This is a genomic window from Bradyrhizobium sp. C-145 (assembly GCF_023375135.1).
GTDB classification, from domain to species: Bacteria; Pseudomonadota; Alphaproteobacteria; order Rhizobiales; family Xanthobacteraceae; genus Bradyrhizobium; species Bradyrhizobium zhanjiangense.
The window spans coordinates 6923754-6949974 of record NZ_CP088150.1 but is presented as its reverse complement, the minus strand read 5'-3'; the positions used below and the strand labels follow the sequence as shown (position 1 = coordinate 6949974).

The following is a 26221-nucleotide window of genomic DNA, read 5'->3' as shown; positions in this document are numbered from 1 at the left end:
GAATGATCGATATAAAAACCATAGCTGAACAAGATCGCTCAACTGTTCTGCATCCCTTTACTCAGCTCAAGGACTTTGCCACGGGCAAACTAGGAGATCCTACGATCGTTACTGGTGGCAAGGGCATTCGAATCGAAGACGCGCAAGGACACAGCTTTATTGATGGCTTCGCTGGCCTATACTGTGTAAATGTTGGGTATGGTCGAACCGAGGTGGCCGAGGCCATCGCGCGTCAGGCGTACAAGTTAGCCTACTATCACACTTACGCGGCCCACACGACCGAAGAGCTTGCGACATTATCGCACCGCCTAGTGCAGATGGCTCCAGGCAAGGCAAGCAAAGTGTTCTATGGATTGTCCGGATCAGATGCCAACGAAACTCAGGCTAAGTTGGTTTGGTACTACAACAATCTACGCGGCCAGCCCAAAAAGAAGAAGATTATCTCGCGCGAGCGCGGATATCATGGCTGCTCCGTCATTTCCGGTTCGATGACCGGTATGTCGTTCTACCACGACCACATGGATCTTCCTTTTACGGGCATCCTACATACAGGTACGCCGCATCACTATTGGGGTGCAGAACCGGGAGAAACGGAAGAGTCATTTTCTCGCCGGCGAGCCGCTGAGCTCGAGGAACTCATCACAAGAGAGGGACCCGAAACGATCGGCGCCTTCATTGCTGAGCCTGTCTTGGGAACAGGGGGGATCACGCCACCCCCTGCCGGTTATTGGCGCGAAATTCAGGCTGTGCTCCGGCGCTATGACGTACTTCTAATCGCCGACGAGGTGATTTGTGGATTCGGTCGAACCGGCGCCGATTTCGGCAGTACGCTGTACGGGATCGAGCCAGATCTGGTGACTGTGGCCAAAGGCCTGACGTCCGGTTATGTGCCTCTTTCGGCGGCCATTGTCGGAGAGAAGGTCTACACGGTTATGGAAGAGGCCGCCGATCGTGTCGGAGCGTTCTCGCACGGATATACCTACTCCGGCCATCCGATTGCGGCCGCCGCTGCCAATGCGGTCCTGGACATCGTTGAGAAGGAGCGACTAAGTGACCGCGCCCGGATTGTCGGCGCGCACTTTCAGAAACGCCTTAAGGAGCGATTTTCGCAGCTAGAAATCGTTGGAGAAGTGCGAGGCGTGGGCTTGCTCGGCGCCATCGAGTTCGTTGCCGATCGCCAGACGAAACGCCGATTTGATCCGCAACTCAAAGTGGGAGCTCGTATCTCAAAGGCTGCTCGTGATCGAGGGCTCATCGCACGTGCAATGCCGCACGGAGACATTCTTGGCTTTGCTCCACCCCTCGTTGTGTCCGAATCGGAAATAGACGAGATTGTTGATTTGGCCTATCGTGCGACGAAGCAAGTGATGGACGAGCTCGCAAAAGACTAGCAATCGAAAGCGCGATCGCGGGCTTTGCTCGATGGTGCCGCACCACTGTCCTTGATCAATAACCCGACGTGCCGTCGATCTAACCGAAAGCGCCAAGGCGATCGCAGAGCCGCCGGGCGGATGTGGCAGTGCCCGGCGTCGGTTTCGCGCGAGCGATAAGCGATCCGCTCGCATTCCGAAAACCACATCGTTGCGCTCGAAAACGGCTCGAGCGTGCAGATCGTTTCGTTGACCCCCGCGTCACGTCGGCAGGACATCAAACTGACGTGTAACGAAGCGCCGCTGACCGCTACATAGTCCCAATGGGCCTGGCGGGCCGTCGAGGCCGTGCTAGAGCCGACGATGCGGGATTGCGGTAGTACTGTGCGGCTAACCAGGTGCTCAGTTGTGAAATGGTCGCAGAATCGCGCGACAATGCCTCCTAGCAAAATGTTTGATATCGCAAGCTGCTGCTGAACTCCGACGCTCTTATGGATGAGTAGCGCTCATCGAACGTAACCGATAATCTATGTCGATTGTCCGAAGCTAACTGTGATCGGTGCGTAGCGTGTGGGTCCTGACAGAAAGAAGCCATGATTGGTATTGCGCTAGTCTCGCCGAACTGAACGGACAAGGACCGATCACGGGACCTGCAGGGGGCAGCCCAATACGCAAGGGCGCGATCAACAGCCATCGACGCAGGATTTACACCGTAGATCAGCTAAGATGGAAGGAGTTCGACTACGCGGTGAGATAAGATGAGGGCAATTTTTGTGGGCGACGAGAATCGGGGAGTGAGCTAGCAGGTGCACTTCCAGACATTCACGGTTGTCGTGTAGTATTCATCAGAGGTGCAAGGTCTCTTTAGATGACAAAAGGAGCTTATATGCCGCTGAAATTCAACTTTCGCCGTTTGATGTGCGGCCTAGCTGCCGTTGCCAGCGTCGCCGCCGGCCCTGCCTACGCGCAGGACTTAAAAAAGGTCATTAACGCCGGGGATATTACGTATTATGCGCCCTATACTTTCAAGGATCCCAAAACCGGGGAGTTAATGGGATTCGATCGGGACATATTGGAAGCCATGGCGAAAAAAATGGGCGCGACCGTGAAGTGGAGCGAGTATAGCTTCGCCGACCTGCTTAGTTTTGCTCCACTTAAGACCGGGCGCGTGGACGTCTACGCCGGTGCAGCCATGACTGACACACCGGAAAGGCGGGCCAATGGGGTGAGCTTTATTGACTTCGTGTACGAACCCTTTGTGCTGTTCACACTTCGCGCGAAAGCAGACCAGTTCAAGGACGTTGATGCATTGTGCGGAAAACCCGTAGTCGTTAACCGCAGCGGTACGGCGACAGGCTTGGTCAAGCATTGGAGCGACGAGAATTGCGCCAAAGCAGGCAAGCCTGACGTTGAAATTCTCGGCAGCGACAGCTCCGCGACCAGTCTGTTGATGTTGAAGCAGGGGCGTGCGGAAGCTTCCCTCAACGGCGCCGGTTCACTTTCGTACTTAAATAGCGTCGAGGGCAATATCTACGTTCCTATTGGAAAACCCCTCAACAAGAACATGTATGGAATGGCTGTCTTGAATGAGAGAAAGGAATTCACAGAGATGCTTAAGAAGGCGCTTGATGAATTGATAGCCGATGGCACCTATTCCAAGCTGCTTCAAAAGTGGGGGCTTCCCGACGAAAGCTCGATCGGAGAGACGTCGCTAATCAACGCCGGCTGGAGCACTTCAAAATAACAACCGCTCGAGCCGCTGCATTGCTGCCTTGCACCATCTGTTTGGCAAGTGCACTCGCTCTCGCAAGCAAGCCGGAGGCGCAGACCGCTACATCCCTTTGTCGATTCCTCTCGCAAGGCGGGCGTGGTGTCAAAGCCTCCGTCGTCACAACAACCGCCGGGCTCCCGGCGGCCTGATCGTGCTGCAGGCTCGTGCGCTCCCCGATACCCCGTACGACGGTCACACCCTGCGGGACGTCATCGACCGCACCGAGACACTCACCGGCTGTGCGATCGAGGAAGGCCTATGTCGACACGGGGTACCGCGGCCATGACGCACAAAATCCCCGCCGGCTCTTCATCTCCGGCCAGAAGCGCGGCGTCTCCAGGTCATCAAGCGCGAGCTGCGCCGCCGCTCCGCCATCGAACCCATCATCGGACACCTGAAGACCGATGGTCACCTCAGCCGCTGCTACCTCAAAGGCCGCGCCGGCGATGCCGCCAACGTCATCCTCTCGGCCGTCGGCCGCAACTTCCGCCGCATCCTCGCCTGGCTGAGGGCTCTTTGGTGCCTGATCCTGACCACCCTCATCGCAGCCACGAGCGACCGCTCACCGCTGAAATCGGGTTCTTAACGGATTAACGGACGACTGTGCCGATTGTCCGGGTGCTAGCCATGTGCCATGGCTGCCAGCTCAGCAGCGAACCATGATCATCGAACAAAAGGATCAATCCATTAATCCATTCGAGAGTCAGCGCCCGTTGCTGGGTACCTGACACTCACGCAACAAGGCTCGTTCCATGGGTGTCATCGCGATGATCCTCATCCGCATCTAACCGGCGTGCGCCGCAGACTGCTTTTTGCAAAGACATCCTTAAAAAGCCGACCTGCTAGTACGACAGCAGCTTCGTCAAAGCGCTGGTTATTGGGTTAGGCTGCTCAGAGACTTCATCGTAGCATCCTGGCGGCCAGGCTCAATTGAAGCATCGAATCGATCAGTACCCGAGGCTGATATCACACAGGCCACGCATTTGGCATTGATCGGGATAGACCTTCAGGTTGTTGGCTAACAAAGTTGCGCTCGCCTCATATGTATCTATTCGATTTCCACCGATATGCGGTGTAATGAGCGTGTTTGGTGCGTTCCAAAACGGGCTATCTGACGGAAGGGGTTCTACGGAAAAAACGTCGAGGGCGGCACCAGCGATCGTGCCCTCCCGTAGAGCTGAGAGAAGTGCCGTCTCGTCAACAACCTCTCCTCGGGCCACGTTGATGAGTACCGCGGTTCGCTTCATTGCATTGAATTGGGCCGCACCAAACATCAACCGTGTAGTTGCGACCAGTGGAACCGCCAGAGCCACGAAATCCGATTCGCCGAGCAGCCGGTTCAGTTCTTCAGGCGGATAAACGGCGTCGACGTTCGCGATCTGCGTTGCCTGTCGCTTTGTGCCGACAACACGCATGCCGAGCTGCTTCGCATGGCCTGCGATCGTCATCCCGATCTGACCGAGGCCAACAACTCCCATCGTGCGGGTCGAAATCAATGGTTCCAAAGTGTAGTTTGTGTGTGGCTCCCAGTGGTGCTTTTGTTGATCTCGCAATCTCCCGAGAAGATTCCAATGGAAAGCGAGTGTCGCCATCAGCACGACGCTGGCAGCTGTTTCGGCAGCGAAACCTTTCGCAGCAGTAACGATGATTCGAGGATTCTTGCGGCAATGTCCGAGAAACGCGTCTATCCCTGTCCCGGTACTCTGAATCCATTTGAGAGAGGTCAAGCGTGCGAGGACCTCGTCGGGGCATTGGAAAGCGAACAGGACGTCTACATCGGACAAAATCTCATCGTCCAATTGCTCGCCGGTCACATCTTCCACTCGTAAATGTCTTCTGATAACTTTAACATGCTCGCGGCATTTGGGATGGTGGATCAGCAGTCGAAGCCGCGAGCCGTCGGCGCGATAAACGTCGATGAGACGGTAGCGATTTCCTTCGCCTCGTTCAGCCAAATGATGTCTCCCACTATCTCGCTACTCACAGGACCGAACGCCCCGTCCATTTTGATTATAAGGATTATCTACGCGGAATCTCGGCACAATGTACCGATCGTTTGCTGAAAACATGCGAGATGAACTCTCTTTCAAACACGCCCACCGAGTCTCTCAGGATGAGCGAGGGCGCCGCAAGGTGAGGTCCGGTACTGGATGGAAGCGCGCAGGTTGCGGACCACAGCAACATCGTGCGGATGAAGTGCGTCTGGTTTGTTTACTAAGCGAGCCAGTGCTAGTGACCTTGCCCCCAAGTTTTATCCAGTCCTGAGTTCGCCCCGGCTGTTGGATTTACCCGAATGGGCGGTGGTAGCGACGGGAGCTGGTGCGGAGCCATTGGCGTAGCGCAGCGCCAGATCCCGTCGCGGGTTGCAGGTGAAGGCAAGCTCCGATGGTGTTTTCCATCCGAGTTGTGAGTGGGGTCGCGTATCGTTGTAGTCGACCCGCCATTGTCCAAGTTCGACCCGGGCCTGGGCCAGCGACGTGAACAGCGTCTCGTTCAACAATTCGTCTCGGAGACGACCATTGAAGCTTTCGATGAAGGCATTCTGCGTCGGCTTGCCGGGCGCGATGTAATGCCAGGCGACGCGGCTCTGATCGGCCCATGTCAGGATGGCGTTGCTGGTCAATTCGGTGCCGTTGTCGCTGACCACCATTTTGGGCTTGCCGCGCTCGATGATCAGCCGGTCAAGCTCCCGAGCCACCCGGGAGCCCGACAGCGAGGTGTCGGCCACCAACGACAGGCATTCGCGCGTGCACTCGTCGACCACGGTCAGGATCCGGAAGCGGCGGCCATCGGTAAGCTGATCCGAGACGAAGTCGAGCGACCAGCGGTCATTCGGCGCTATCGGCACCACCATCGGCGCCCTGGTCCCGAGCGCCCGTTTGCGGCCACCACGGCGACGGACCGCGAGCCTCTCTTCCCGATAGAGCCGGAACAGTTTCTTGTGGTTGACCAGATAGCCCTCCCGCTTGAGCAGAACATGCAGGCGCCGATAGCCGAAGCGACGGCGCACCTCGGCGATCGCTCTCATGCGTTGGCGTAGGGCCGCGTCGTCCGCCCGGGTCGTCCGATATCTAATGGTCATGCGGCAACAGCCGATGGCTTTACACGCCCGCCGTTCGCTCATCCCGTGGGCGTCCACGAGATGGGCGACAGCTTTCCGCTTCCCCGCGGGCGTCACCACTTCTTTCCCAGGAGGTCCTTCAACGCCGCATTGTCTAGCATGGCGTCGGCCAAAAGCCGCTTCAACCGCGTGTTCTCGTCCTCCAGCGTCCTCAGCCGCTTGGCCTCCGAGACCTCCATCCCGCCAAACTTGGCTTTCCATTTGTAGATACTGGCATCGCTGACGCCCTGCTTCCGGCACAGATCGGCAACCGACACGCCAGCCTCGTGCTCCTTCAAAATCCCGATGATCTGCTCTTCCGTAAAGCGGTTGCGCTTCATGCTCTGGTCCTCATATGGGCCAGAGCGAACTTCAATCTGGATTAAGTCCAGGGGGCAAGGTCACTAGACTATTGGCTGAGCGGGTAGCAGAGCTACTCGTGTGACCAGCTTTCGCCCGCGACTAACTTGCCCGATCCAACGCGAACTGCACGCTCACATTATCGGTAGATGCCCCAGACAGGGGGGCCTTGTGGCGAACATCATGACGCGTCACTAAAGATAGTCCTCGGCGCGATACTGCTGCTTTGAAAGTATTCGCGAGCAAGTAGGCGACGGTCATGGGGCCAACGCCGCCCGGGACTGGCGTTATATAGCTCGCGCGGCTACTTACTTCATCAAAAGCAACGTCTCCGACGAGTTTTTCAGTGCCGATTGAATCAAACACGCGATTGATGCCGACATCGATAACGATTGCGCCAAGCTTGATCCAATCGCCCCGCACGAGGCCTGCGCAGCCGGCGGCTGCGACGATAATATCTGCCTTTCGGCAGATGTCCGGAAGATTTCGAGTCTGAAGCTGTGCACCTGTCACGGTGCATCCGGCATCGCCAAGCAAGACCGCCAGAGGCTTTCCGACGATGTTCGAGCGACCAATTATGACAACGTCGAGGCCGCTCAAATCACGCGCGACGCTCTTGATCAAATGAACGACTCCCAGTGGAGTGCACGGCGCGAGACAGGGTTGACCTGCCGCCAATCGTCCGATGTTATAGGGATGAAAGCCGTCCACATCCTTGGCCGGATCGATAGCCTCCAGCACGCGCCAGCGATCGATGTGCCCGGGCAACGGAAGTTGAACAAGGATACCGTCGACGGAATCGTCAGTATTAAGTGTCTTAATCAGCTTCAGCAGTTCAGCTTCATCGACATTGCTCGGTAGGACGAATTGCTGAGACTTAAACCCTACGGCTCGCGCCTGCCTGGCTTTAGTCCTGACATAGACTGAACTGGCAGGATCCTTGCCAACGAGAACCACAGCCAAGCCGGGGGTAAAATTATGTTCGACTTGGAGGTGCGCCACGTCACTCATGATGCGACCTCGAAGCTTCTCGGCGATCGTCTTTCCATCAACAGCAATTGCATTCATGAGTCTTTATCCCGAAAGACGTGCGCGTCTTAGGCGACCAGCGCAAATTAGGCTGCCTCGGTGTGTATTTTCGCATTGCCCTGGCGAAGTACGTCGTACACGCAGAGCAGTGTCCTTCAAGTTGCCCGCGCACGACTGTTTCGTCATTGCTAGTCAATCTTTGAGGATGCTCTTCTAATCGGGGAAGCGGAATAATTGCCGACGCAAAATCTCAAAGTGCGCAGTAATTCAACAATCTTTCGCCCCAGAATGCAGGCATCGGTACGGTGAAAGCCAAAGCGTCGACCGATCACTTCTCCTTGCCATCCCCGGCCGCAATTGTTCAAGACGCCTGGCGCTAGGGCTTCGTTCGCAAGTGTATGTCTCGCTAAAAGTGGGTGCTTCCCGCTTGAGGCGGAAAGGTTCGGACCCAAACCGCAATCTGTCGTAGAGCTGACCAGCTGATCGCGTGACAAGAGGGCTGGACGCCCGCGGAGTAGGTTGGCACTCTGCCGGCGTCCGATATCCGAACTTCAGTGATTGACGAGTAGGTCGCGCGGCATGCTGCTCAGCGACTTCGCGCCCGTCTCGGTCACGCGGACAGTCTCGCTGAAGATGTAACCATCATCCTTTTCCCAAATGCCGATAAGAAGGTGAAAAGTCATGTTGGGCTGAATGATGGTTTCGTCTCCCTCCTGAAAGCTTGGTCCGCCATCGGTCCAGTCGATGCCGATAGAGTAGCCAATTCTGGATTCTTTACGCACGCCACGGGGATTGAAGACAGCTCGGAAGGCTCGCTCAACGTCGCCGCATTTTGCTCCGGGCCGGATCGCATCGAACGCCGCGTGGAAGCCGTCGAGGCAGGCCTGGTGCACATGCCGCGACCGAGCAGATGGCTCGCCCAAAAAGATCGTTCGTGACAACCCGCAGCAATAACGGTGACGGAAGGCACCGAGCTCGAAATTGGTCTGACAATTCAATCTATAGCTTCCATCGGACCATTTGATATGCGGCGCATTGGCGGGAGAGCCGACCGGCATCGTGAGAGGAAATCGGTTAGCTCCGCCCGGATATTCGGGGATGCCCGCAGACAATGCATGGTTAACGGCAGCAGCGACGTCGCATTCGCGGGCGCCAACGGCGATTGCAAGTCGTCCAACCTGCATGGCCTTATCCGCGATCTTTCCGGCCTGCTCCATATAGGCAAGCTCGGCTGGCGACTTTACTGCTTTAAGCGCGGCGATCATGCCATCGGCATCGATAGACTTCGACAAGTCCAAGTTGTTGCTCAAGGCCGCATGAGCCTTCACCCCAAACAGCCTGGCGGTCAATTCGATACCGATCCGGTTCGACTTGATGCGCTCGCGGATCATTTCGCTGATCGGTTGCCACGCCGTCCGTTGGCTCGAACCGATGTACTTCTCGGGATAACTGAGGACACGTGATTGCGGCAGGTACGAGCTGGCCGTCGCGCATGCGATGTCCATTTCGCGCAAGATCAACCACGGATCTTCCTCATCCTGGCGCACGAGAGCGAGTTGCGGAACATAGTCCGAAAAGCCTTCATAGCCAGTGAGATAGTTCATATTCGATTCGTTCAGGACTAGGAGTGCATCCATACCTGCTTTGGCCATGCGCTGCCGCAGCCGAGCCGTGCGTTCGCGATATTCTTGTTGACCAAATGCGGGCATAGCTACCTTCTCCTGTGTGGGGGTGATCGTTGAAGTCACCAACATAAGACCCTGTTTAAGCCGACTTTGTCTGAATCGGCAGGCAAGAAGGCAAAATCCTGCGAGCAGCCAGGAGAATGCGAGGCTTTCCCGCAGTCTGTACCCTGGTCATACCTACCTGCGAAACTGAATTTCCTTTGGGGGCTGGCTCGACCGTCAGGAGTTTTAGTGCCGATCAGCATACGAATTAATCCGCGGAGACGGATTTTCGCTCATGTTCAGCGCAATTGCGCGGAATTTCCGCGTCATTTCGGTATATATCGGGGAAAACATGCAGTTTGAGCGGGTATTCTTGGCAGGTGCCGCGCAATGGCTTGTGCATGCGCCGTGGTGACGAGCGGGGCTCTATGAGATTGGAGGGCCGAGTGGCGGCGGCGAACGACCTCGGCCTCGAAGCGGGAGCGCGGTCAGTAAAAAATCATACGCGAGAGATCGTGCCTAAACGGGGTGGGAAAACTATGTGCTGAGAGGCTGTCCGATGGGCGCGCTGTCCGAATGTAAGCGAGATGAGTGCATGCTCGAGGTCGTTGTGAAGATCGAATGGGCGTCAAAGCGATATCGCCGCAAGCCTGCGGGCCGGAAGTTTTCCTTCGCCGGGTTGCCGAGGGCGGCGCGGCACGGGCCGGGCGCTGCTTCAAGAGCCTCTGCGTACTTTCCCGTATGCCGGTTGGGCTGATTCGAACTGAGGCGGCGGTGTGGTTCAATATTGTTGATTATCCAATGCGCTATTCCGGTTTCACTCTAATATCTCAAGCCTTAAAGGGCCATGCCGGCTGGCAACCGGCTTGGCGTGAGGCTTCGCCCAAATCCACATACGATGTCCTGATCATCGGAGGCGGGGGGCATGGTCTTGCAACTGCCCATTATCTTGCTAGTCGCCATGGCATCAACAATGTAGCCGTGATCGAGAAGGGCTATATCGGCTCCGGCAATGTGGGCCGCAACACGACGATTATTCGATCTAACTATCTGCTACCTGGAAACACCCCCTTCTACGAATTGTCGATGAAGCTTTGGGAGGGGCTAGAGCAAGAGTTGAATTACAACGCGATGGTCAGCCAGCGTGGGGTGCTAAACCTTTTCCATTCTGATTCCCAGGGTGATGCCTTCGCGCGGCGTGCGAACGCGATGCGGCTTGCTGGCGTCGATGCCGAGCTTATGAATCTCGAGCAGGTGCGCACCATGTTGCCCTTCCTCGACTATAAGACCGGGCGCTTTCCCATTCGAGGTGGCCTGCTCCAGCGGCGCGGCGGCACCGCTCGCCACGATGCAGTTGCGTGGGGCTACGCACGGGCGGCCGATAGCCGCGGGGTAGACATCGTGCAGAACTGCGAGGTGACCGGTATTGCTGTAACGGATGGCCGCGTCACAGGGGTCGAGACTACGCGTGGGCAGATTAAGGCAAGAAAGGTCGCGCTCGCCGTCGCGGGTAACTCTTCGCGTGCTGCGGCTATGGCAGGTATGCGTCTACCGATTGAGAGTCATGTCCTTCAGGCATTTGTCTCTGAGGGACTCAAACCTCTCATCGATTGCGTGCTTACCTTCGGTGCAGGGCACTTCTACGTCAGCCAGTCAGACAAAGGTGGTCTCGTCTTTGGCGGCAATATCGATGGCTACAATTCTTACGCCCAGCGCGGGAATCTCCCCACTATCGAAGATGTAATGGAAGCGGCAATGGCCTTATGGCCCGCCTTGGGTCGAGTGAGACTGCTGCGTCACTGGGGCGGCATTATGGATATGTCGATGGACGGTTCGCCGATCATTGATCATGCGCCGGTTCAAGGGCTCTACCTCAACGCGGGCTGGTGCTATGGCGGCTTCAAAGCGACGCCGGCCTCAGGCTTCTGCTTTGCCCATCTGATCGCCAAGGACGAGCCGCATCCTGTTGCAGCTGCATACCGGCTCGACCGCTTTGCCACCGGCCGTCTGCTCGACGAAAGAGGCGTGGGCGCTCATCCGAGCCTGCAATAAGGTCCTCAGTAAAATGCGCATTGCTTGTCCTCATTGTGGGCTACGCGACGTTCAGGAATTTGTTTATCTGGGCGATGCAAGGCCGCAGCGTCCCGACGGGCTGGCTGCAACGGAAGCTGCGATGTTCGAGTACGTTTATCTACGCGACAATCCGCGCGGTCTTCTTGAGGAGCTATGGTATCACGGCGTCGGCTGCCGTGCTTGGCTTGTGGTGCGCCGTGATACGTTGACCCACGCGATCGACTATGTGGGGCCCGCCAGGAGCCGAAAGGCGGGAGGGGCAGCATGAGGAAGCAGCTACATCGTCTCAACAGCGGCGGCCTGATCGACCGTGCCCGGGCTCTCTGTTTCCGCTTCGATGGCAAGAGCTATGATGGGTTCGCTGGCGACACCCTGGCTTCCGCGCTGCTTGCCAACGGCGTGCGCCTCTTCGGCCGATCTTTCAAGTACCATCGCCCCCGCGGTCTTTTGTCGGCAGGCCCTGAGGAACCGAATGCCTTGGTCGAGCTGCGCACCGGAGCACGCCGTGAGCCTAACACGCGTGCGACAGTGGTCGAACTATTCGAGAATCTCGAGGCGACTAGCCAGAACCGCTGGCCATCGCTCGGGTTTGATGTCCTATCATTAAATGGCATCGCTGCGCCCGCCTTGGTTGCTGGTTTCTACTACAAAACGTTCATGTGGCCGGCAACGTTTTGGGAGAAGCTCTACGAGCCGCTGATCCGCCGCGCCGCTGGATTGGGCCGCGCTGCCGAGGTCGAAGACCCCGACCACTACGACAAGGCATTTGCATTCTGCGACGTTCTGGTGATTGGTGCCGGCGCCGCGGGTCTGTCCGCTGCCCTAGCGGCGGGCCGCAGTGGCGCGCGTGTTATAATCTGTGATGAGGATTTTCGGCTCGGGGGGCGTCTACTCGCCGAAAGACGCCAGATCGAAGGACGCCCGGCTGCCGATTGGCTCGCCGCAATATTGGCCGAACTCGCGAGCCTTTCCGAAGTACGCATCATGCCGCGCACCAGCGTGTTCGGGCTCTATGACCATGGTATCTATGGCGCCGTCGAACGCGTTAATGACCACGTCGCCGTGCCGCCAGCGCATCAACCACGGCAGCGTGGCTGGCGAATTTATGCGAAGCGCGCAATCCTCGCCGCCGGCGCGCTCGAACGCCCGATCGTCTTCCCGGGCAATGACCGGCCGGGCGTTATGCTGAGCGGCGCCGTACGCGCATACGTCAATCGTTTCGGAGTTTTGCCTGGCCGCGAAGCCGTTGTTTTTACTGCAGGTGACGGGGGCTGGGCAACTGTGCGCGATCTCACGGAGGCCGGCGCCCATGTTGCCGCGATCGTCGATTCGCGCAGCGAGATCAATCCCGAGTTCAAGACGATGGCCTTGCGTGTCGGTGCACGCCTGTTCGCAGGCAGTGTCGTCGAAGCGACGCATGGCGGCCGCACCTTACGCAGCGTCACCGTCCGTGACGCTTTCGGCAAACGCGCGAGACTGGCCTGCGATTTACTTGCGGTTTCAAACGGCTGGAACCCGACGCTTCATCTCACCTCGCACCAGAATGGCAAGCCAGTTTGGGATGAGACGATCCAAGCCTTCGTGCCGGGCCGGCTGCCGCCAGGTCTTGCGGTCGCCGGGAGCGCCGCTGGGCGCTTCACGCTCGCCGAGGCACTGCAAGACGGCGCACGGCTCGGACGCGAGGCGGCGGTCGAGGTCGGTTTCGCTGCGGCCGCAGCCGATCCCGTCCCCGCCACCGATGCAGAGACGGACGGCCTGGCCCCCGTCTGGCGCGTGCGAGGTAACAGAGGCAAAGCCTTCGTCGATTTGCAGAACGACGTGACCGATAAGGACGTTGAGCTCGCGGCGCGGGAAGGCTTCCGTTCGGTCGAACATCTCAAGCGCTACACAACACTCGGTATGGCGACCGACCAAGGGAAGACATCGAATCTCGCCGGTCTCGCCATAATGGCCGAGCAAGTGGGCAAAGCGATCTGCGAGACCGGCACGACCACCTTCCGACCGCCTTACACGCCCGTAGCTATTGGTGCGCTCGCGGGGCATCATCGAGGCAAGGACTTCCGGCCGGTGCGCCTGGCGCCGACCCATGATTGGTCGCGCGAGCAGGGGGCGGTTTTTGTCGAGACCGGCCAATGGCTGCGCGCGCAATACTATCCCAAACCCGGCGAGCAGGATTGGCTAGCCACGATCAACCGTGAGGTGCTTGCCACCCGCAGCGGTGTCGGCCTTTGCGATGTTTCGACCCTTGGCAAGATCGACATTCAGGGCAGCGACGCAGCCGAATTCTTGGAGCGCGTGTACATTAACGGTTGGAAGACGCTCCCGATCGGCAAAGCTCGGTACGGAGTTATGCTGCGCGAGGACGGCTTCGTTATGGATGACGGTACCACTTCGCGCCTCGGTGAAAATCACTTTCTGATGACCACCACGACAATCAATGCAGCCAAGGTGATGCAGCATCTCGAATTCTGCCATCAGGTGCTTTGGCCAGAGCTTGACTTGCGGATGGTCTCTGTCTCGGAACAATGGGCCCAGGCAGCGGTCGCTGGTCCAAGATCGCGCGAAGTGCTGCGCCGTGTGGTTGATGCTAAGCACGACATTTCCCACGAGGCCTTCCCATATCTCGCCGCAGGCGAAATCACCGTGGGTGGGGGCATCCCCGCACGGCTGTTCCGGATTTCATTTTCGGGCGAGTTGGCCTATGAGCTCGCGGTTCCGGCCGGCTTTGGCGATGCGATGATGCACGCTTTAATGGCGGCGGGAGAGATCACACCGTATGGTTTGGACGCGCTTAACGTGATGCGCATCGAGAAAGGTCATGCCATCGGCACCGAACTGAATGGCCAAACCACAGCCCGTGACCTTGGACTGGGTAGGATGATGTCGTCTAAGAAAGACTTCATCGGCCGCCTCATGGCAAAGCGGGAAGCACTCGTACACGCCGATCGGCCGAGTCTTGTAGGTTTCCGGCCAGTCGATACGAACAATCGTCTGTGGGCCGGCGCACATTTCATCGGCATCGGTCGTGCGGCTAAGACAGAAAATGACGAGGGCTACATGACCTCCGTGGCCTATTCGCCCAATCTGAAGCACTGGATCGGTCTTGGTTTCTTGAAGAATGGGCCAACCCGCATTGGTGAGCGCATCCAGGCAGTTGATCCAGTCCGCAATGGCGAGGTTGAGGTCGAGGTTTGCTCACCCGTCTTCTTCGATCCTGAAGGTACCCGTCTGCATGGCTGAGCAAGTGACGTCAATTTGGCGCCCGCGCAGCGCGTGGGCCGGTATTGTCGAGGCTGGTCAGATTGGTGCGGATGGCAAGGCTGGTGTCACCGCATTGACCTTGGACGATATGGGGTTTGCGACCTTGATCGTACCACCCGGCTCGACCGACCTGGCGAGTGCCACCAAACGGATGATTGGTCTCGATCTACCCAAGAAAACCTTCGTTTCGCTGTCGAGCACGCATGGTGTGGCCTGGGCAGGGGCGGATCATTGGCTGCTCTTTGCACGCCAACAAGCAGGCTTTGTTGACCTCCTGCAGTTATTTTCGGATCATGCTGCTGTCAGCGACCAGAGCCACGCCCGCGCGGCACTAAGAGTATCCGGTCCACGAGTGCGGGAGGTTCTCGCGAAGGGGGCGATGGTCGACCTACATTCATCCGTTTTTCCCGTTGGCGCAACCGCACTGACGAGCTTTGCGCACGTCCATGTGCAGTTGTGGCGGACGGACGACGGACCGGAAGGGCCAATATTTGAGATCCTGGTTTCGCGCAGCATGGCCAGCAGCTTTTGGTCGTGGTTTACCGCTTCGGCAGCGGAATTTGGTTGCCGGTTTGATCGTCGCAATTGACCCTCATGCGTCGCAATCCCTCTTTCTCCCCCAGTTCACGAGAGGCCGCCATCGGCGGCAAATGACATGTCCGATCGTTCCATGATTCTCTCTTTGTCGTGCCCCGATCGTGCTGGCATCGTCTCAGCCGTCTCAAGTCTTCTGTTCGAATCCGGTTGCAACATTCTGGACGCTCAGCAGTTCGACGATACCGAAACCGACCGGTTCTTCATGCGCGTGGTGTTCTCCCGCCTCGATCAATCGAAATCAGAGGCGGAAGTTGCCGCGTTAATAGAGGATCTTGCTAAGCGCCTCGACATGACGTTCACTCTACGGCAGAGTTCCGCAAGAAAGCGCGTGATGCTGCTGGTCTCTAAGTTCGACCATTGCCTAGCAGATTTGCTCTACCGGTGGCGAATTGGCGAGTTGCCCATGGAGGTGACCGCGATCGTTTGCAATCACGGCCGCGAGCATTTGGCCTCTTCCGATCTGGGCGATCTGCCATTCTATCATTTGCCGATCACTAAGCAGACGAAGATGGAGCAGGAAGCTCGGATTTGGGAGCTCGTTCAGCAGACCAATACTGACCTTGTTGTACTCGCGCGCTACATGCAGATACTATCGGATGGTTTCTCGGCGAAGCTGTCGGGGCGCTGCATTAATATACATCACTCGTTCCTGCCAGGTTTTAAGGGCGCCAAGCCCTATCATCAGGCCCACGAGCGCGGCGTCAAGTTGATCGGTGCGACAGCGCATTATGTGACCTCCGATCTCGACGAAGGGCCAATTATTGAGCAAGATGTCGAACGGATTACGCATCGCGACACGCCCGACGATCTAGTCCGCAAGGGCCGCGACATCGAACGCCGTGTGCTAGCTAGTGCCGTGCGCCATCACCTTGAGGATCGGGTAATACTGAATGGCAGGAAAGCTGTCGTGTTCACGGGCTAAGGGGAAGCCGGCTGCGGGGGGACCATAGCTCAGCTGTTTGTATGACTCGATGAACACTTCATCGCACCTGGCCTGCAAGCTGTAGCGGTCATACTATCCGCGGTGATCGGCAACAATCGGTGCATTTCGTTCCTAAGTTGAGATGCCGAGCGCTCCATCGCATGACTCTTTTGGATCGCTGAGTTCTATCTGAGCACCGCTCGTGGCAGGAGGCTACTTAATTGGAGGGTTGCGGAGCAACGATTGAGCGGGCATGCTCGATGAGACGAGGTTTCTGAACAAAGCCCGGTGCCCACCTCCGCGTGTTGGCGCGAGTATGGCCGGGGGACCGGCGTTTGGGCGCATCACGCTGCTAATTGAACAGAGGAGCTTGTCAAGGCTTCTTTACGTTACAGGTCGCGTTGACCCTGACACGGCCGTCGACGGCGAACCTGCTAAGGCAGATCCGCGAATCAAGTCTTGCAAGCTATGAGCGGCCTCATAAAGGGTGTTCGTCGCACGATCCGGGAGCAGGCCATGATGCTGCACTAGTACGGAATTCTGTTTTGAGAAGCGCTCGCACTTCTGGCGAAAAACTCCGCAAATTGGCCTGATACGCAGTATTTGAACAGTTTAAGACTGAAATCCGAAGAAGTTCGGCGCATGGGTGCTATAACATCACTGTCCTGTGATCCCGTCGTTAGGGCGTCACGCGAGTGCGCCAACAGCGAGGTTGAAGCGCTTTATCGTTGAGCGACTGGGTGGGTCGGGCGACTAAGAGGGACATGCAGAATATGTTGCTCGAAGTAGGTGAGCAGTTGGTGAAAGCCGATCAGCGCGGTCACGCAGACGATTTGTCGCAATTCGAGCATGTGCGTCGCAAGCATATCGGCCGCTATTTCAGCGCTGCCGTGGTTCTCGCGATGGCGTTGTGGATCGTTCGGGCATTCGCTCATGGGCAGATCGAATGGTCTGTCAGCTGGCAATACCTCACGGCGCGGACGGTCCTGTTTGGACTCGGCAACACCGTCCTGCTGGCCGTGCTGGCAATGCTGCTCGGGATCGTGCTGGGCGTAATCGTTGCGATCATGCGGTTTTCGGCCAGTCCGATAATCAATTGGGCGGCGCTGGCTTACGTGTGGCTATTCCGCGGCGTTCCTTCATTGCTGCAGCTGCTCTTGTGGTTCAACCTTGCCCTGGTGTTTCCAACTATTGGGATTCCAGGCTTGTTCGAGTGGCGCACGGTCGATGTGATGACACCATTTTTTGCGGCATTGCTCGGACTGGGGATCAATCAGGGGGCATATACATCGGAAGTGGTGCGTGCCGGTCTGCTGTCGGTCGATGACGGGCAATATGAGGCAGCTAGCGCAATTGGCATGCACCGTCTTCAGGCGTTGCGCCGAATAATCCTGCCTCAAGCCATGCGGGTCATCCTGCCGCCGATCGGCAACGAATTTATCGGCATGGTGAAGTGGACGTCGCTGGCGAGCGTCATCCAGTTTTCCGAGGTGATGTATGCGTCAGAGAGCATCTACTACGTCAACAACAGGGTCATTGAGCTGCTTTTTGTCGCGGCCTTCTGGTACCTGATCGTCGTCACGGTGCTGTCTTTCCTGCAGGGGCGCGTGGAGCAGTATTTTGCCCGTGGGGCGGGACGTGCTTCTCAGTCGCGCTAACCGGGGCAAAGAGATGAAACCCATCCTAAAAGCCATTGACGTGCGCAAGTCCTATGGCTCGTTCGAGGCGCTTAAAGGCATCGACCTGGAGATTAACCGCGGCGAGGTTCTGTGCCTGATCGGGCCATCGGGATCGGGGAAGAGCACGTTCCTGCGCTGCATCAATCAGCTGGAGATCATCAATGGCGGAGCCTTGTGGATCAACGGGGAGTTGGTCGGCTACCGTCGCGTAGGCCAAAAGCTATACGAACTCTCGGAGCGCGAGATCGCGCGGCAGCGACTTGCGACGGGCATGGTCTTTCAGCGGTTCAACCTGTTTCCGCATAAGACGGCCCTTCAGAACGTTGTCGAGGGCCCGACCCAAGTGCTCAAAGTCGAACGCAGGCAAGCCGAAGCGGCGGGTCGTGAACTGCTCGATCGCGTCGGCCTCGCGCAGAAATGTGACGCATACCCGATTGAGCTCTCCGGCGGACAACAACAGCGTGTGGCAATCGCCCGCGCGCTCGCGATGAAGCCGGCGCTGATGCTGTTTGATGAGCCCACTTCTGCACTGGATCCCGAACTGGTCGGCGAGGTGCTCGCCGTAATGCGCGATCTCGCGCGCTCGGGCATGACCATGGTCGTCGTTACACACGAACTCGGCTTCGCGCGCGAAGTCGCAAACCGCGTCCTGTTCATGGATCATGGCCTCGTCGTCGAAAGTGGACCTCCCGAGCAGATCCTGGGCAGCCCGACGCATGCCCGCACTCGAGAGTTCATCTCTGCAGTGCTGAGTTGACCGAGCGCAGTGACGTCGTTCGAATGACGAAAGGGGATCCAAATGTCGAGGAAAATCAACCTTCTTTGCGTGCTGAGTGGACTTCCTCTGGCAGCAACCCTTGTCATCGGCACAGTACACGCGCATGATGTGAACAAAGTCATCAATGCGGCGCACATTAGTACTTACTATCCACCGTTAGAATTTAAGGATCCCAAATCGGGCGAGCTGGTGGGATTCGCCATCGACCTCTTCGAAGCTATGGCCAAAAAAGTGGGCGCTAAAGTCAACTGGAGTGGCTCCAGCTTCGCCGAGCTAACTAGCTTTGCTCCCCTAAAAACCGGACGCGTAGATATCTACGCGTCGGGGGCGATGACGGATACACCCGAGAGGCGCGAGAACGGTGTGAGTTTCCTTGACTTCGTTTACGAACCTTACTTCTTTTTTACGCTTAAGGCGAACGCGGATCAATTTAAGAGCCCAGACGGCTTGTGCGGAAAACGCGTGGCCACGACCCGCAGTAGCACAATGACGACTGGTTTGGTCAATAAATGGAGCGAGGAGACTTGTGCCAAAGCTGGTAAGCCTGCCGTGGTTCAGGTCGGCGCCACGGGCTCAGCAGAAGAAGAATTGATGTTGAAGCAAGGACGTGTCGACGCCGCTGTTGCTGGCGTAGGTCCAATATCACATGCAAATCAGCTCGAGGGCAACACATACATCACGCTTGGAAGGCCCCTGAACAAGAACATGTATGGCATGGCGTTCTTGAATGAGAAAAAGGAGCTCGGCGAAGCACTTAAGAAGGCGCTGGACGAGCTGATCGCCGATGGCACTTATGTCAAGCTGTTACAAAAATGGGGGCTGCCTGTGGATGACAGCTCGATCGGATCAACATCGTCTATCAACGCGGGCCCTACCCTTCCGAAATAAGCGAACTCCTTAGCTCACGAAGAATGATGATGGCCACCGCTTCTGCTCGAGCTGAGGCGGTGGTCTTTTACAGACCTCCTTTCGTTGTGCTGGATAATGCCGTCGTCCACCACAATTTCTAATCGAGTCGTGTTGGCCATTGCTTGCTTCTCTTAACGGCCTCATCGTCGGCGAACAAACGTCCGCGGCCCACGCCCCGTGTTGCTGTTTGTACGCTCATATGTTGTTGCGGAGACTGCGGCTTGAGCCGCGGCCGCTCCGCGAACCTTCTAGAGCGGTAGCCCATCTGACTGAATCGTTGGGGATTCCCAAATCAGCGGTTTGATGATTCAAGCTGTTCGCCGGGACTGGAGGCCGGCGAGCATGGCGAAACCGCTTTCAATGGACCTTCGCGAACGTGTTCTCGGCTGTATTGAGGGCGGGCGTTTCAGGCCGGCAGGCTGCTGAGCGCTTTGGCGTAAGCCCGGCGAGCGTAAGCCGCTGGCGAACGCGCGAGCGGGAGCAAGGCGATGCCCTGCCGAAGGCCCAAGGCGGCGATCGCAAGTCTCACCGGATCGATGCCCATCAGGCGACGATCACGGCTCTACTCGAGGCCTCGCCCGATATCACCATCGAGGAATTGCGGCACAGCTTGAGCACACAAGGCCTGTCCTTTGGCTATGGCACGATCCGCCGCTTCTTCGAGCGTCACAAGATCACGCGCAAAAAAAGACTGCCCATGCAGCAGAGCAAGTCCGTCCAGACGTTTTGAAGGGCCGCGCGGCTTGGCGCGAGAGCCAGGGCAAGCTCGAACGGGATCGCCTCGTCTTTATTTGATGAGACCTGGGCTTCGACCAACATGGCGCGAACACATGGCCGTTGCAGGCGCGGCGAACGCCTGCGGGCCAGCATCCCTCACGGCCATTGGAAGACCACAACCTGCGTAGCCGCCCTCACCACGCAAGGCATCATCGCTCCCTGGGTGCTCGACGGCCCCATCAACCGCGACGCCTTCGAGACCTATGTCGAAAAGGTGCTCGTCCCCGAACTGCCCAAGGACGCCATCGTCATCATGGACAACCTGTCCAGCCATAAAGGGCCACGCATACGCGAGACGTAGAGCTATGCGGGATTTTGGGTGACGAGGTGATCAGGCGGCGTGGTTTGTCGGCACTTGGATGACCTCGATGCCGTCGTTGAATCTGACACCCGCGATAACCTTCGGCAACTGATTTGTGCCTTTGAGCCGCCGCCAGGTCTTCGATGCGGCGATGACGAGCTTGAACACCATCAGCTTGGCGGTGGTCGGCGACAACGAACCCTTGGTGCGCACCGTCCGGTGCCGCACGGTGGCGAACACGCTCTCGATGGGATTGCTGGTGCGCAGGTGATCCCAATGCTCGGCAGGAAAGTCGTAGAAGGCCAGCAGCGCATCGCGATCCTTCAGACATTCGACCGCGCGACCGTATTTGGCGCGGTATTTCTCGGCAAAGACGCCGATCGCCGCTTCGGCGGACGCCCGGTTCGGCGCCCAATAGACCTCGCGCAAATCCTTCTTCATGGTGGCCTGCACCGAGAGCGGGACCTTGTCCAGGACATTCACGGTCTTGTGCACCCAGCATCGCTGGTGCCGCGTGCCGGGAAAGACCTCGTCGAGCGCCTTCCAGAAGCCGAGCGCGCCGTCGCCGACGGCAATTTCCGGCGCGATCTGCAACCCGCGCTGCTTGACGTCGATCAGGAGCTCGCGCCAGCTCTGCGCGCTCTCCCGCACGCCGACCTAAAAGCCGATCAGTTCCTTCTTGCCTTCCGGCGTCGCGCCGATCAGCACCAGCATGCACTCGCCGTGGTCTTCCATGCGGGCCTGCAGGAAGACGCCATCGGCCCACACGTACACGTATCGGCGCGCCGACAGATCGCGCCTCTGCCAGCGCTCGTACTCGCCTTGCCACTCCGCCGTCAGCCGGGAAATCACCGCGGGCGACAGGTTCGGCGCGTCCTTGCCCAGCAAGGCCGTCAGCGCCTCCTGGAAATCGCCGGTCGAGATGCCGCGCAGGTATAGCACCGGCAACAGCGCATCCAGACTTCTGGTCCGCCGTGCCCACAACGGCAGGATCGCCGAGCTGAACCGGATCCGCTCGCCCTCGCTGGACGCCCCGCGGTCGCGAACCTTCGCCCGCGCCACCTCGACCGGGCCGATGCCGGTCTGGATCATTCGCGCCGGGCCGTAACCATGCCGCACGACACGGGCGCGTCCGTCGGCAAGCTTCAAATCCTTCACCGTGGCAAGAAAGGTCTCGACTTCCACCTCGACAGCCTGTGCCAGAAGCAGCCGCGCACCGGCGCGCAGGACATTGGTCAGTGGATCATCGATCTCGTCGGGCTGACGAAGCGGCACAATATTGCTAGTCTCGTTCATGGCGTATCGCTCTCCTTGAGAGGTTCTGGCAGGCTCGACACCCGCCTCCCGCCTATCTCAGTCCGTCATCCCCCACTTTCCCGCATAGCTCTACGCGAGATGATCGAGGCGGCCGGCGCCACGCTCCTATATCTCCCGCCCTACAGCCCCGATCTCAACCCGATCGAGAAGGCCTTCGCCAAACTCAAGGCACACTTGCGAAAGGCCGCCGAACGCACCGTCGGCGGCCTTTGGGACGCGATTGGGCGCATCGTCGACACCTACACGCCTACAGAATCCAAAAACTACTTCGCCGCTGCCGGCTATTTGCGATCTGATCGGCTAACGCTCTAGATAAGTCCGGTGAAAGGTTTGCGTATCAACCCACGGACGAAGAACTCGATCATCGAGGTATAGTCAAAGACCGGGATGCCGGTCGCCTGCTGAACTGCCCAGGCGTATGGTGGCAAATCGCCGCACTCGAGCAGCAACATCCCGATGTCCGGGCGGTCGTTGACTAGAGCTACGGCGGTGTCGACTACGTCCTTTTCGACCGCCTCGACGTCGAGGTCGCCCTTGCCCTCATTCCACGTGGGGCCGAACACCGGAGTGTCCTCCAGTCCGGCCACGAAGACTCTGCGTCCGAGGGTGGCCCGCAATCCCGCCGCTTCCAAGATGTAAGGTTGCGTCAGTGCGGTCTTGCTTGCTGCAATAATGCCAAGCGCTTTGTCACGCGGAAGCATTCTTTCGAGGAACGGAGCGAGAAGAAGGCTCGATAGGAACACAGGTACGTCGACCGCGTCGCGGACTGCTTGCTGGTATCGGATCGAGTAGCCGCAGCCGCACGTGATCAGTTGTGCACCTTCGCGCACAAGCTCGGTCGCCGCCTGAACCACAGCCGATGTCAGCGCTTCCCCTTCCGGCCCAAAAATCCGGGTGACATTCATATTAGGAACTGTCTTGTAGCGTACGGGAACGCTCCAAGTGGTGAAATTACCGGTGTCCCCAGGTATGTAAGGTCGGATACCAGGTCCGGGCATGCGATCAAGCATCAAGATGCCGACGGGCGCGCCGTGGGACGCCAATCGCTGCTTCACCCACGCTGGCCACGGCTTACCTTGGCTGAGACGAGGATCGATCATGTCTATCACCTTGCAGTAGCCCATACCGTCTGATGGGCGGTAATGTCTTATAACACCCCATCTGGGGCGATTTCCTCCAAGTCGGCAATACTGCGGCCGAAAGTCTGCGCCCGATTGGAAGAATGCCAAGCGGCTCGCCATCACCCCCTAAAGTTGCCAGGCCAGATGACAACTTTCGGTTGCGAATGACTACCCATCGAAACAGCGACTATGCTCGGGCGCGCCGCACCATAGCGGCTCAGACGTAACAGCTTCTAGCTTCTGAGCGGCTATAAAATCACACCCTTTCCGCATTCTTCATACCATCGTTCGACACAGGATGACAGCACGACCGCTGAAGCGAACGCATCCGAGAACCGTAAGAGCCAGGCTTCGCATGCCGCGGCGCATATCGGTGTGGCCGGTCCAGACGCTGACGCCCCAGAATGCACGTATCCAGGCAAAGGTCCTCGGAGCGGCCAATCTTGACAGAAGTCGATCCTGCAAGACCTTGGAAATGAGCTTTGCGTCTGCGCGGACGAGCTGGGCACTGTCTCCATTGGGAAAAGCCAGATGCCGCACTAATCGGTAGCAACACGGCCTCTCTCCTGATTTTAAAGCACTTTGCCCGGATTCATGATGGCGTGAGGGTCGAGCATGGTCTTGATCGAGCGCATCAGCTCGACCGCAACCTTGTCCTTGACGTCAGGCAGTTCGTTGCGCTTGAGCACGCCGATGCCATGCTCGGCCGAGATCGAGCCGCCCATTCGCAGCACGATCGCGAACACGGCGGCGTTGACGTCATGCCAGCGGGCGAGAAAGTCGGCGGCGTTGGCGCCGATCGGCTGACTGACATTGTAGTGGATGTTGCCGTCGCCGAGATGGCCGAACGGCACAGGCCGTGATCCCGGGATCAGCTTCACCACAGCCGCGTCGGCTTCCGCGATGAAGGCGGGCACGGCGGCGACCGGAACTGAGATGTCGTGCTTGATCGAGCCGCCTTCCGGCTTCTGCGCCGCCGATATTTCGTCGCGCAGCTTCCAGAAAGCCGCGCGCTGGGTGAGGTTCGCCGCGATCACGGCGTCGTCGATGATCTCGTCCTCCAGCGCACGCGTCAGGATCGTCTCCAGTATCGCCCGCCCGCCGTCGCGCGACGAGGACAATTCCATCAGCACGTACCAAGGATGCTTTTCTCGAAGCGGATCGCGCACGTCGATGCCGTGACGGACCGAGAAATCGACCGCCAACTCCGCGAGGAGCTCGAAACTCGTCAGCGCGTTCGATGCCTCGCCCTGCGCGATCGTCAGCAGTTTCAGCGCCTGCGCGGGAGACTTCAGCCCGACGAACGCCGTCTCGATTGTGCGCGGCTTCGGAAACAATTTGAGAGTCGCCGCGGTGATGATTCCGAGCGTACCTTCGGAACCAATGAACAGGTTGCGCAAATCGTAGCCGGTGTTGTCCTTTTTCAGCCTCGACAGCACGTTGAGCACGCGTCCGTCGGCGAGCACGACCTCAAGCCCCAACGCCATCTCACGCGCGACGCCAAAGGCCAACGCGGCCGTACCTCCGGCATTGGTCGAAAGATTGCCGCCGATGGTGCAGCTCCCTTCCGCGCCGAGCGAGAGCGGAAGCAGCCGATCCATCTCGGCCGCCCTCTGCTGTGCGATCTGCAGCACCACCCCTGCCTCGCAGGTCATGGTGTTCGAGGCCGTGTCGACGTCCCGTATTTTGTCCATGCGTCGCAGCGACACCACGACTTCGCCATTATGCGGAGTCTGACCGCCGACGAGCCCGGTATTGCCACCCTGCGGCACCAGTGCGATTTCGTGCTCAGAGGCGAGCTTGCAGATCGCGGAGACTTCCGCGGTCGAGCCCGGCCGTAGCACCAGAGGCGAGTGGCCGCGGAACAGGTTGCGCTCCTCGGTCACGTAAGGCTTGATATCGGCTGAATCAGTCAGCGCGTACCTGTCGCCGACGATCTTCTTGAACCTTGCTATCAGTTCGGACGAGAGTGGAGATGAGGACGGTTGGGTGATAGTCACCGTTGTGTTCTTCTAGGTCTAAGCCGCGCGCAGTCGGCCGTCGATGAGGTCTCGTTACGCAATGAACCCATCTAGCATGCGGACGTGACGGTTTCCGGCAAACTCGCCGCACTTGCCGCCGAGAATAATCCCGATCGTCGCCGACCAGGGGTTGACTGGAAATGAACGTCGCACGGGATAAACCCCCGCCGTCATGCTTGGCCCGCCGTCGGGGCTAGGCATAGAGTTCTTGCTATATCGCATTTAGAACATTTCAGCCCTCTGTGAGGGTTTCGGCGACCAGCCAGTCGCGGAATACGATGAGGGGAGGGTAGGTCGATCGCTCGGGTGGCCACACCAAATAGTATCGCTCAGCGCTTTCCATCGGTAGGTCGAGGGCACGAATGAGTTTGCCGCTCTCCAACTCGTCCTGGATCAGAAAAATAGGCAGCAGCGCCACGCCGACACCTACCATCGCGGCCTGGGCGACCGTCGCAAACTGATCGAAATACATCGTCTGTCCAGATCCCCCCGCCATGTTCTGGGCGGAAAACCACTGGTGCAACGCGTTGGGTCGTGTCGAGATGCTGAGCAGGGGGGCCTTGTTGAGGTCACCTGGCCCGCGAAAACCGTACTGTTCTTTCAGCTCGGGACTGCAGGCGGGTACAACCTCTTCAGATCGCAACAAAACCATCTCAACCCCTGCCCAGTCTCTCGGTCCGAAATGAATGGCTGCGTCTAGCCCCTCGCTCCTGAAATCGACAGATGTAAAACGCGTGGCAAGGTTGATCGTGATGCCCGGATTCTGTGTCAAAAACCTAGGGAGTCGTGGTGCCAGCCAGCGCGTGCCAAAGGTCGGCAGGATCGCAAGGTTGAGTGTGCCGCCCTTGGGATTGGCGCGAAGATTGAAAGACGCTGTGCTGATCTTGCGCAGCGCCTCGCGAATCTCCCGGGCATAGGATTCCCCGGCAATACTTAGCCGGAGGGACTGACGTTCGCGCAAAAATAGCTCGACCTCCAGCTGCTCTTCAAGGAGCTTTATCTGCCGGCTGACCGCGCTCTGGGTGAGGCTGAGCTCCCTCGCTGCTAGGGTGACGCTGCCCGTTCTCGCCGTAGCCTCAAATGCAGCCAGCAGCGCGGTCGACGGCAAAAATCGACGGGATATCTGCATATTCCGGGTCGGAATGATCTCTTGAGAAAAAATCGTTTG

The 26221-nt window shown here is 58.3% G+C and carries 17 protein-coding genes and 4 pseudogenes; 13 read left to right on the top strand and 8 right to left on the bottom strand.

From position 1 onward, the window contains the following. Window positions 1-2: 2 nt before the first annotated feature. The 3 genes and pseudogenes from LRP30_RS32780 to LRP30_RS32770 form a co-directional block, all read left to right on the top strand. Window positions 3-1391 carry an aminotransferase gene (locus tag LRP30_RS32780; RefSeq protein ID WP_249757460.1) on the top strand — a complete coding sequence of 463 codons (1389 nt, stop codon included), beginning with the start codon at window positions 3-5 and terminating at the stop codon, window positions 1389-1391. Window positions 1392-2256: 865 nt separating this feature from the next. After that, on the top strand, window positions 2257-3114 hold the full coding sequence (locus LRP30_RS32775) for a transporter substrate-binding domain-containing protein (RefSeq protein ID WP_249757459.1): 858 nt from the start codon (window positions 2257-2259) through the stop codon (window positions 3112-3114). Window positions 3115-3239: 125 nt separating this feature from the next. Further along, window positions 3240-3727, top strand: a pseudogene (locus tag LRP30_RS32770) (IS5/IS1182 family transposase); the annotation flags it as partial. A 361-nt stretch (window positions 3728-4088) separates the two neighbouring features. Here the strand turns inward: LRP30_RS32770 and LRP30_RS32765 are convergent. From LRP30_RS32765 to LRP30_RS32750, 4 genes are all read right to left on the bottom strand, one after another. Beyond that, on the bottom strand, window positions 4089-5096 hold the full coding sequence (locus LRP30_RS32765; protein ID WP_249757458.1) for a D-2-hydroxyacid dehydrogenase: 1008 nt from the start codon (window positions 5094-5096) through the stop codon (window positions 4089-4091). Between the two features lie 296 nt (window positions 5097-5392). Further along, window positions 5393-6582, bottom strand: a protein-coding gene (locus LRP30_RS32760; RefSeq protein WP_249757457.1) for an IS3 family transposase whose coding sequence is annotated in 2 segments (ribosomal slippage) — window positions 5393-6333 and window positions 6333-6582 — 1191 coding nt in all. Because the reading frame shifts where the segments join, the coding sequence is not laid out codon by codon here. Window positions 6583-6703: 121 nt separating this feature from the next. Next, window positions 6704-7669 carry a bifunctional methylenetetrahydrofolate dehydrogenase/methenyltetrahydrofolate cyclohydrolase FolD gene (folD, locus tag LRP30_RS32755; RefSeq protein ID WP_249757456.1) on the bottom strand — a complete coding sequence of 322 codons (966 nt, stop codon included), beginning with the start codon at window positions 7667-7669 and terminating at the stop codon, window positions 6704-6706. Between the two features lie 512 nt (window positions 7670-8181). Then, window positions 8182-9339, bottom strand: coding sequence for a Xaa-Pro peptidase family protein (locus LRP30_RS32750; RefSeq protein WP_249757455.1), 1158 nt, complete (start codon window positions 9337-9339; stop codon window positions 8182-8184). 759 nt (window positions 9340-10098) lie between these two features. On the opposite strand from LRP30_RS32750, the gene LRP30_RS32745 reads away from it, so the two are divergent. The 9 genes and pseudogenes from LRP30_RS32745 to LRP30_RS32705 form a co-directional block, all read left to right on the top strand. Continuing rightward, complete coding sequence (locus LRP30_RS32745; RefSeq protein ID WP_249761887.1) at window positions 10099-11349, top strand: sarcosine oxidase subunit beta family protein; 1251 nt, start codon at window positions 10099-10101, stop codon at window positions 11347-11349. 13 nt (window positions 11350-11362) lie between these two features. Continuing rightward, entirely contained in the window at window positions 11363-11638 is a 276-nt protein-coding gene (locus tag LRP30_RS32740) for a sarcosine oxidase subunit delta (RefSeq protein WP_249757454.1), read from the top strand. Beyond that, complete coding sequence (locus LRP30_RS32735; RefSeq protein ID WP_249757453.1) at window positions 11635-14610, top strand: sarcosine oxidase subunit alpha family protein; 2976 nt, start codon at window positions 11635-11637, stop codon at window positions 14608-14610. The genes LRP30_RS32740 and LRP30_RS32735 overlap by 4 nt, the downstream gene beginning before the upstream one ends. Continuing rightward, entirely contained in the window at window positions 14603-15220 is a 618-nt protein-coding gene (locus tag LRP30_RS32730) for a sarcosine oxidase subunit gamma family protein (RefSeq protein ID WP_249757452.1), read from the top strand. Before LRP30_RS32735 ends, LRP30_RS32730 begins: the two co-directional genes overlap by 8 nt. A gap of 66 nt (window positions 15221-15286) precedes the next feature. Beyond that, a complete protein-coding gene (gene purU / locus LRP30_RS32725) occupies window positions 15287-16150 on the top strand; it encodes a formyltetrahydrofolate deformylase (protein ID WP_249757451.1) in 864 nt (287 codons plus the stop codon). A 773-nt stretch (window positions 16151-16923) separates the two neighbouring features. Beyond that, on the top strand, window positions 16924-17808 hold the full coding sequence (locus LRP30_RS32720) for an amino acid ABC transporter permease (protein ID WP_249761886.1): 885 nt from the start codon (window positions 16924-16926) through the stop codon (window positions 17806-17808). 13 nt (window positions 17809-17821) lie between these two features. After that, window positions 17822-18586 (top strand): amino acid ABC transporter ATP-binding protein, encoded by a 765-nt coding sequence (locus tag LRP30_RS32715; RefSeq protein WP_249757416.1) that lies wholly within the window; start codon window positions 17822-17824, stop codon window positions 18584-18586. 42 nt (window positions 18587-18628) lie between these two features. Beyond that, the gene (locus tag LRP30_RS32710) at window positions 18629-19495 is read left to right on the top strand and encodes a transporter substrate-binding domain-containing protein (RefSeq protein ID WP_249757450.1); all 867 of its coding nucleotides are present in this window, start codon (window positions 18629-18631) and stop codon (window positions 19493-19495) included. Window positions 19496-19858: 363 nt separating this feature from the next. After that, window positions 19859-20588 (top strand): annotated as a pseudogene (locus LRP30_RS32705) (IS630 family transposase); the annotation flags it as partial. 36 nt (window positions 20589-20624) lie between these two features. Here the strand turns inward: LRP30_RS32705 and LRP30_RS32700 are convergent. Further along, a pseudogene (locus LRP30_RS32700) lies at window positions 20625-21890 on the bottom strand (IS256 family transposase). Window positions 21891-21977: 87 nt separating this feature from the next. On the opposite strand from LRP30_RS32700, the pseudogene LRP30_RS32695 reads away from it, so the two are divergent. Beyond that, window positions 21978-22223, top strand: a pseudogene (locus LRP30_RS32695) (transposase); the annotation flags it as partial. Here LRP30_RS32695 and LRP30_RS32690 read toward each other — a convergent pair. The 3 genes from LRP30_RS32690 to LRP30_RS32680 form a co-directional block, all read right to left on the bottom strand. Further along, window positions 22220-23011, bottom strand: a complete 792-nt coding sequence (locus LRP30_RS32690; protein WP_249757449.1) for a hypothetical protein — start codon at window positions 23009-23011, stop codon at window positions 22220-22222. The pseudogene LRP30_RS32695 and the gene LRP30_RS32690 sit on opposite strands and share 4 nt — an antisense overlap. 593 nt (window positions 23012-23604) lie before the next feature. Then, on the bottom strand, window positions 23605-25032 hold the full coding sequence (locus LRP30_RS32685) for an FAD-binding oxidoreductase (RefSeq protein ID WP_249757448.1): 1428 nt from the start codon (window positions 25030-25032) through the stop codon (window positions 23605-23607). A gap of 253 nt (window positions 25033-25285) precedes the next feature. Further along, window positions 25286-26182 carry a LysR substrate-binding domain-containing protein gene (locus tag LRP30_RS32680; protein ID WP_249761885.1) on the bottom strand — a complete coding sequence of 299 codons (897 nt, stop codon included), beginning with the start codon at window positions 26180-26182 and terminating at the stop codon, window positions 25286-25288. Window positions 26183-26221 lie beyond the last annotated feature (39 nt).

Excerpts from the sequence above, each read along its gene's own strand:
- LRP30_RS32750 (WP_249757455.1), bottom strand. The coding sequence starts at position 9,339 with ATGCCCGCATTTGGTCAACAAGAATATCGCGAACGCACGGCTCGGCTG.
- LRP30_RS32780 (WP_249757460.1), top strand. The coding sequence starts at position 3 with ATGATCGATATAAAAACCATAGCTGAACAAGATCGCTCAACTGTTCTG.
- LRP30_RS32715 (WP_249757416.1), top strand. The coding sequence starts at position 17,822 with ATGAAACCCATCCTAAAAGCCATTGACGTGCGCAAGTCCTATGGCTCG.
- LRP30_RS32775 (WP_249757459.1), top strand. The coding sequence starts at position 2,257 with ATGCCGCTGAAATTCAACTTTCGCCGTTTGATGTGCGGCCTAGCTGCC.
- LRP30_RS32740 (WP_249757454.1), top strand. The coding sequence starts at position 11,363 with ATGCGCATTGCTTGTCCTCATTGTGGGCTACGCGACGTTCAGGAATTT.
- LRP30_RS32690 (WP_249757449.1), bottom strand. The coding sequence starts at position 23,011 with ATGATCGATCCTCGTCTCAGCCAAGGTAAGCCGTGGCCAGCGTGGGTG.
- LRP30_RS32735 (WP_249757453.1), top strand. The coding sequence starts at position 11,635 with ATGAGGAAGCAGCTACATCGTCTCAACAGCGGCGGCCTGATCGACCGT.
- LRP30_RS32710 (WP_249757450.1), top strand. The coding sequence starts at position 18,629 with ATGTCGAGGAAAATCAACCTTCTTTGCGTGCTGAGTGGACTTCCTCTG.
- LRP30_RS32680 (WP_249761885.1), bottom strand. The coding sequence starts at position 26,182 with ATGCAGATATCCCGTCGATTTTTGCCGTCGACCGCGCTGCTGGCTGCA.
- folD (WP_249757456.1), bottom strand. The coding sequence starts at position 7,669 with ATGAATGCAATTGCTGTTGATGGAAAGACGATCGCCGAGAAGCTTCGA.
- LRP30_RS32730 (WP_249757452.1), top strand. The coding sequence starts at position 14,603 with ATGGCTGAGCAAGTGACGTCAATTTGGCGCCCGCGCAGCGCGTGGGCC.
- purU (WP_249757451.1), top strand. The coding sequence starts at position 15,287 with ATGTCCGATCGTTCCATGATTCTCTCTTTGTCGTGCCCCGATCGTGCT.
- LRP30_RS32720 (WP_249761886.1), top strand. The coding sequence starts at position 16,924 with ATGTTGCTCGAAGTAGGTGAGCAGTTGGTGAAAGCCGATCAGCGCGGT.
- LRP30_RS32745 (WP_249761887.1), top strand. The coding sequence starts at position 10,099 with ATGCGCTATTCCGGTTTCACTCTAATATCTCAAGCCTTAAAGGGCCAT.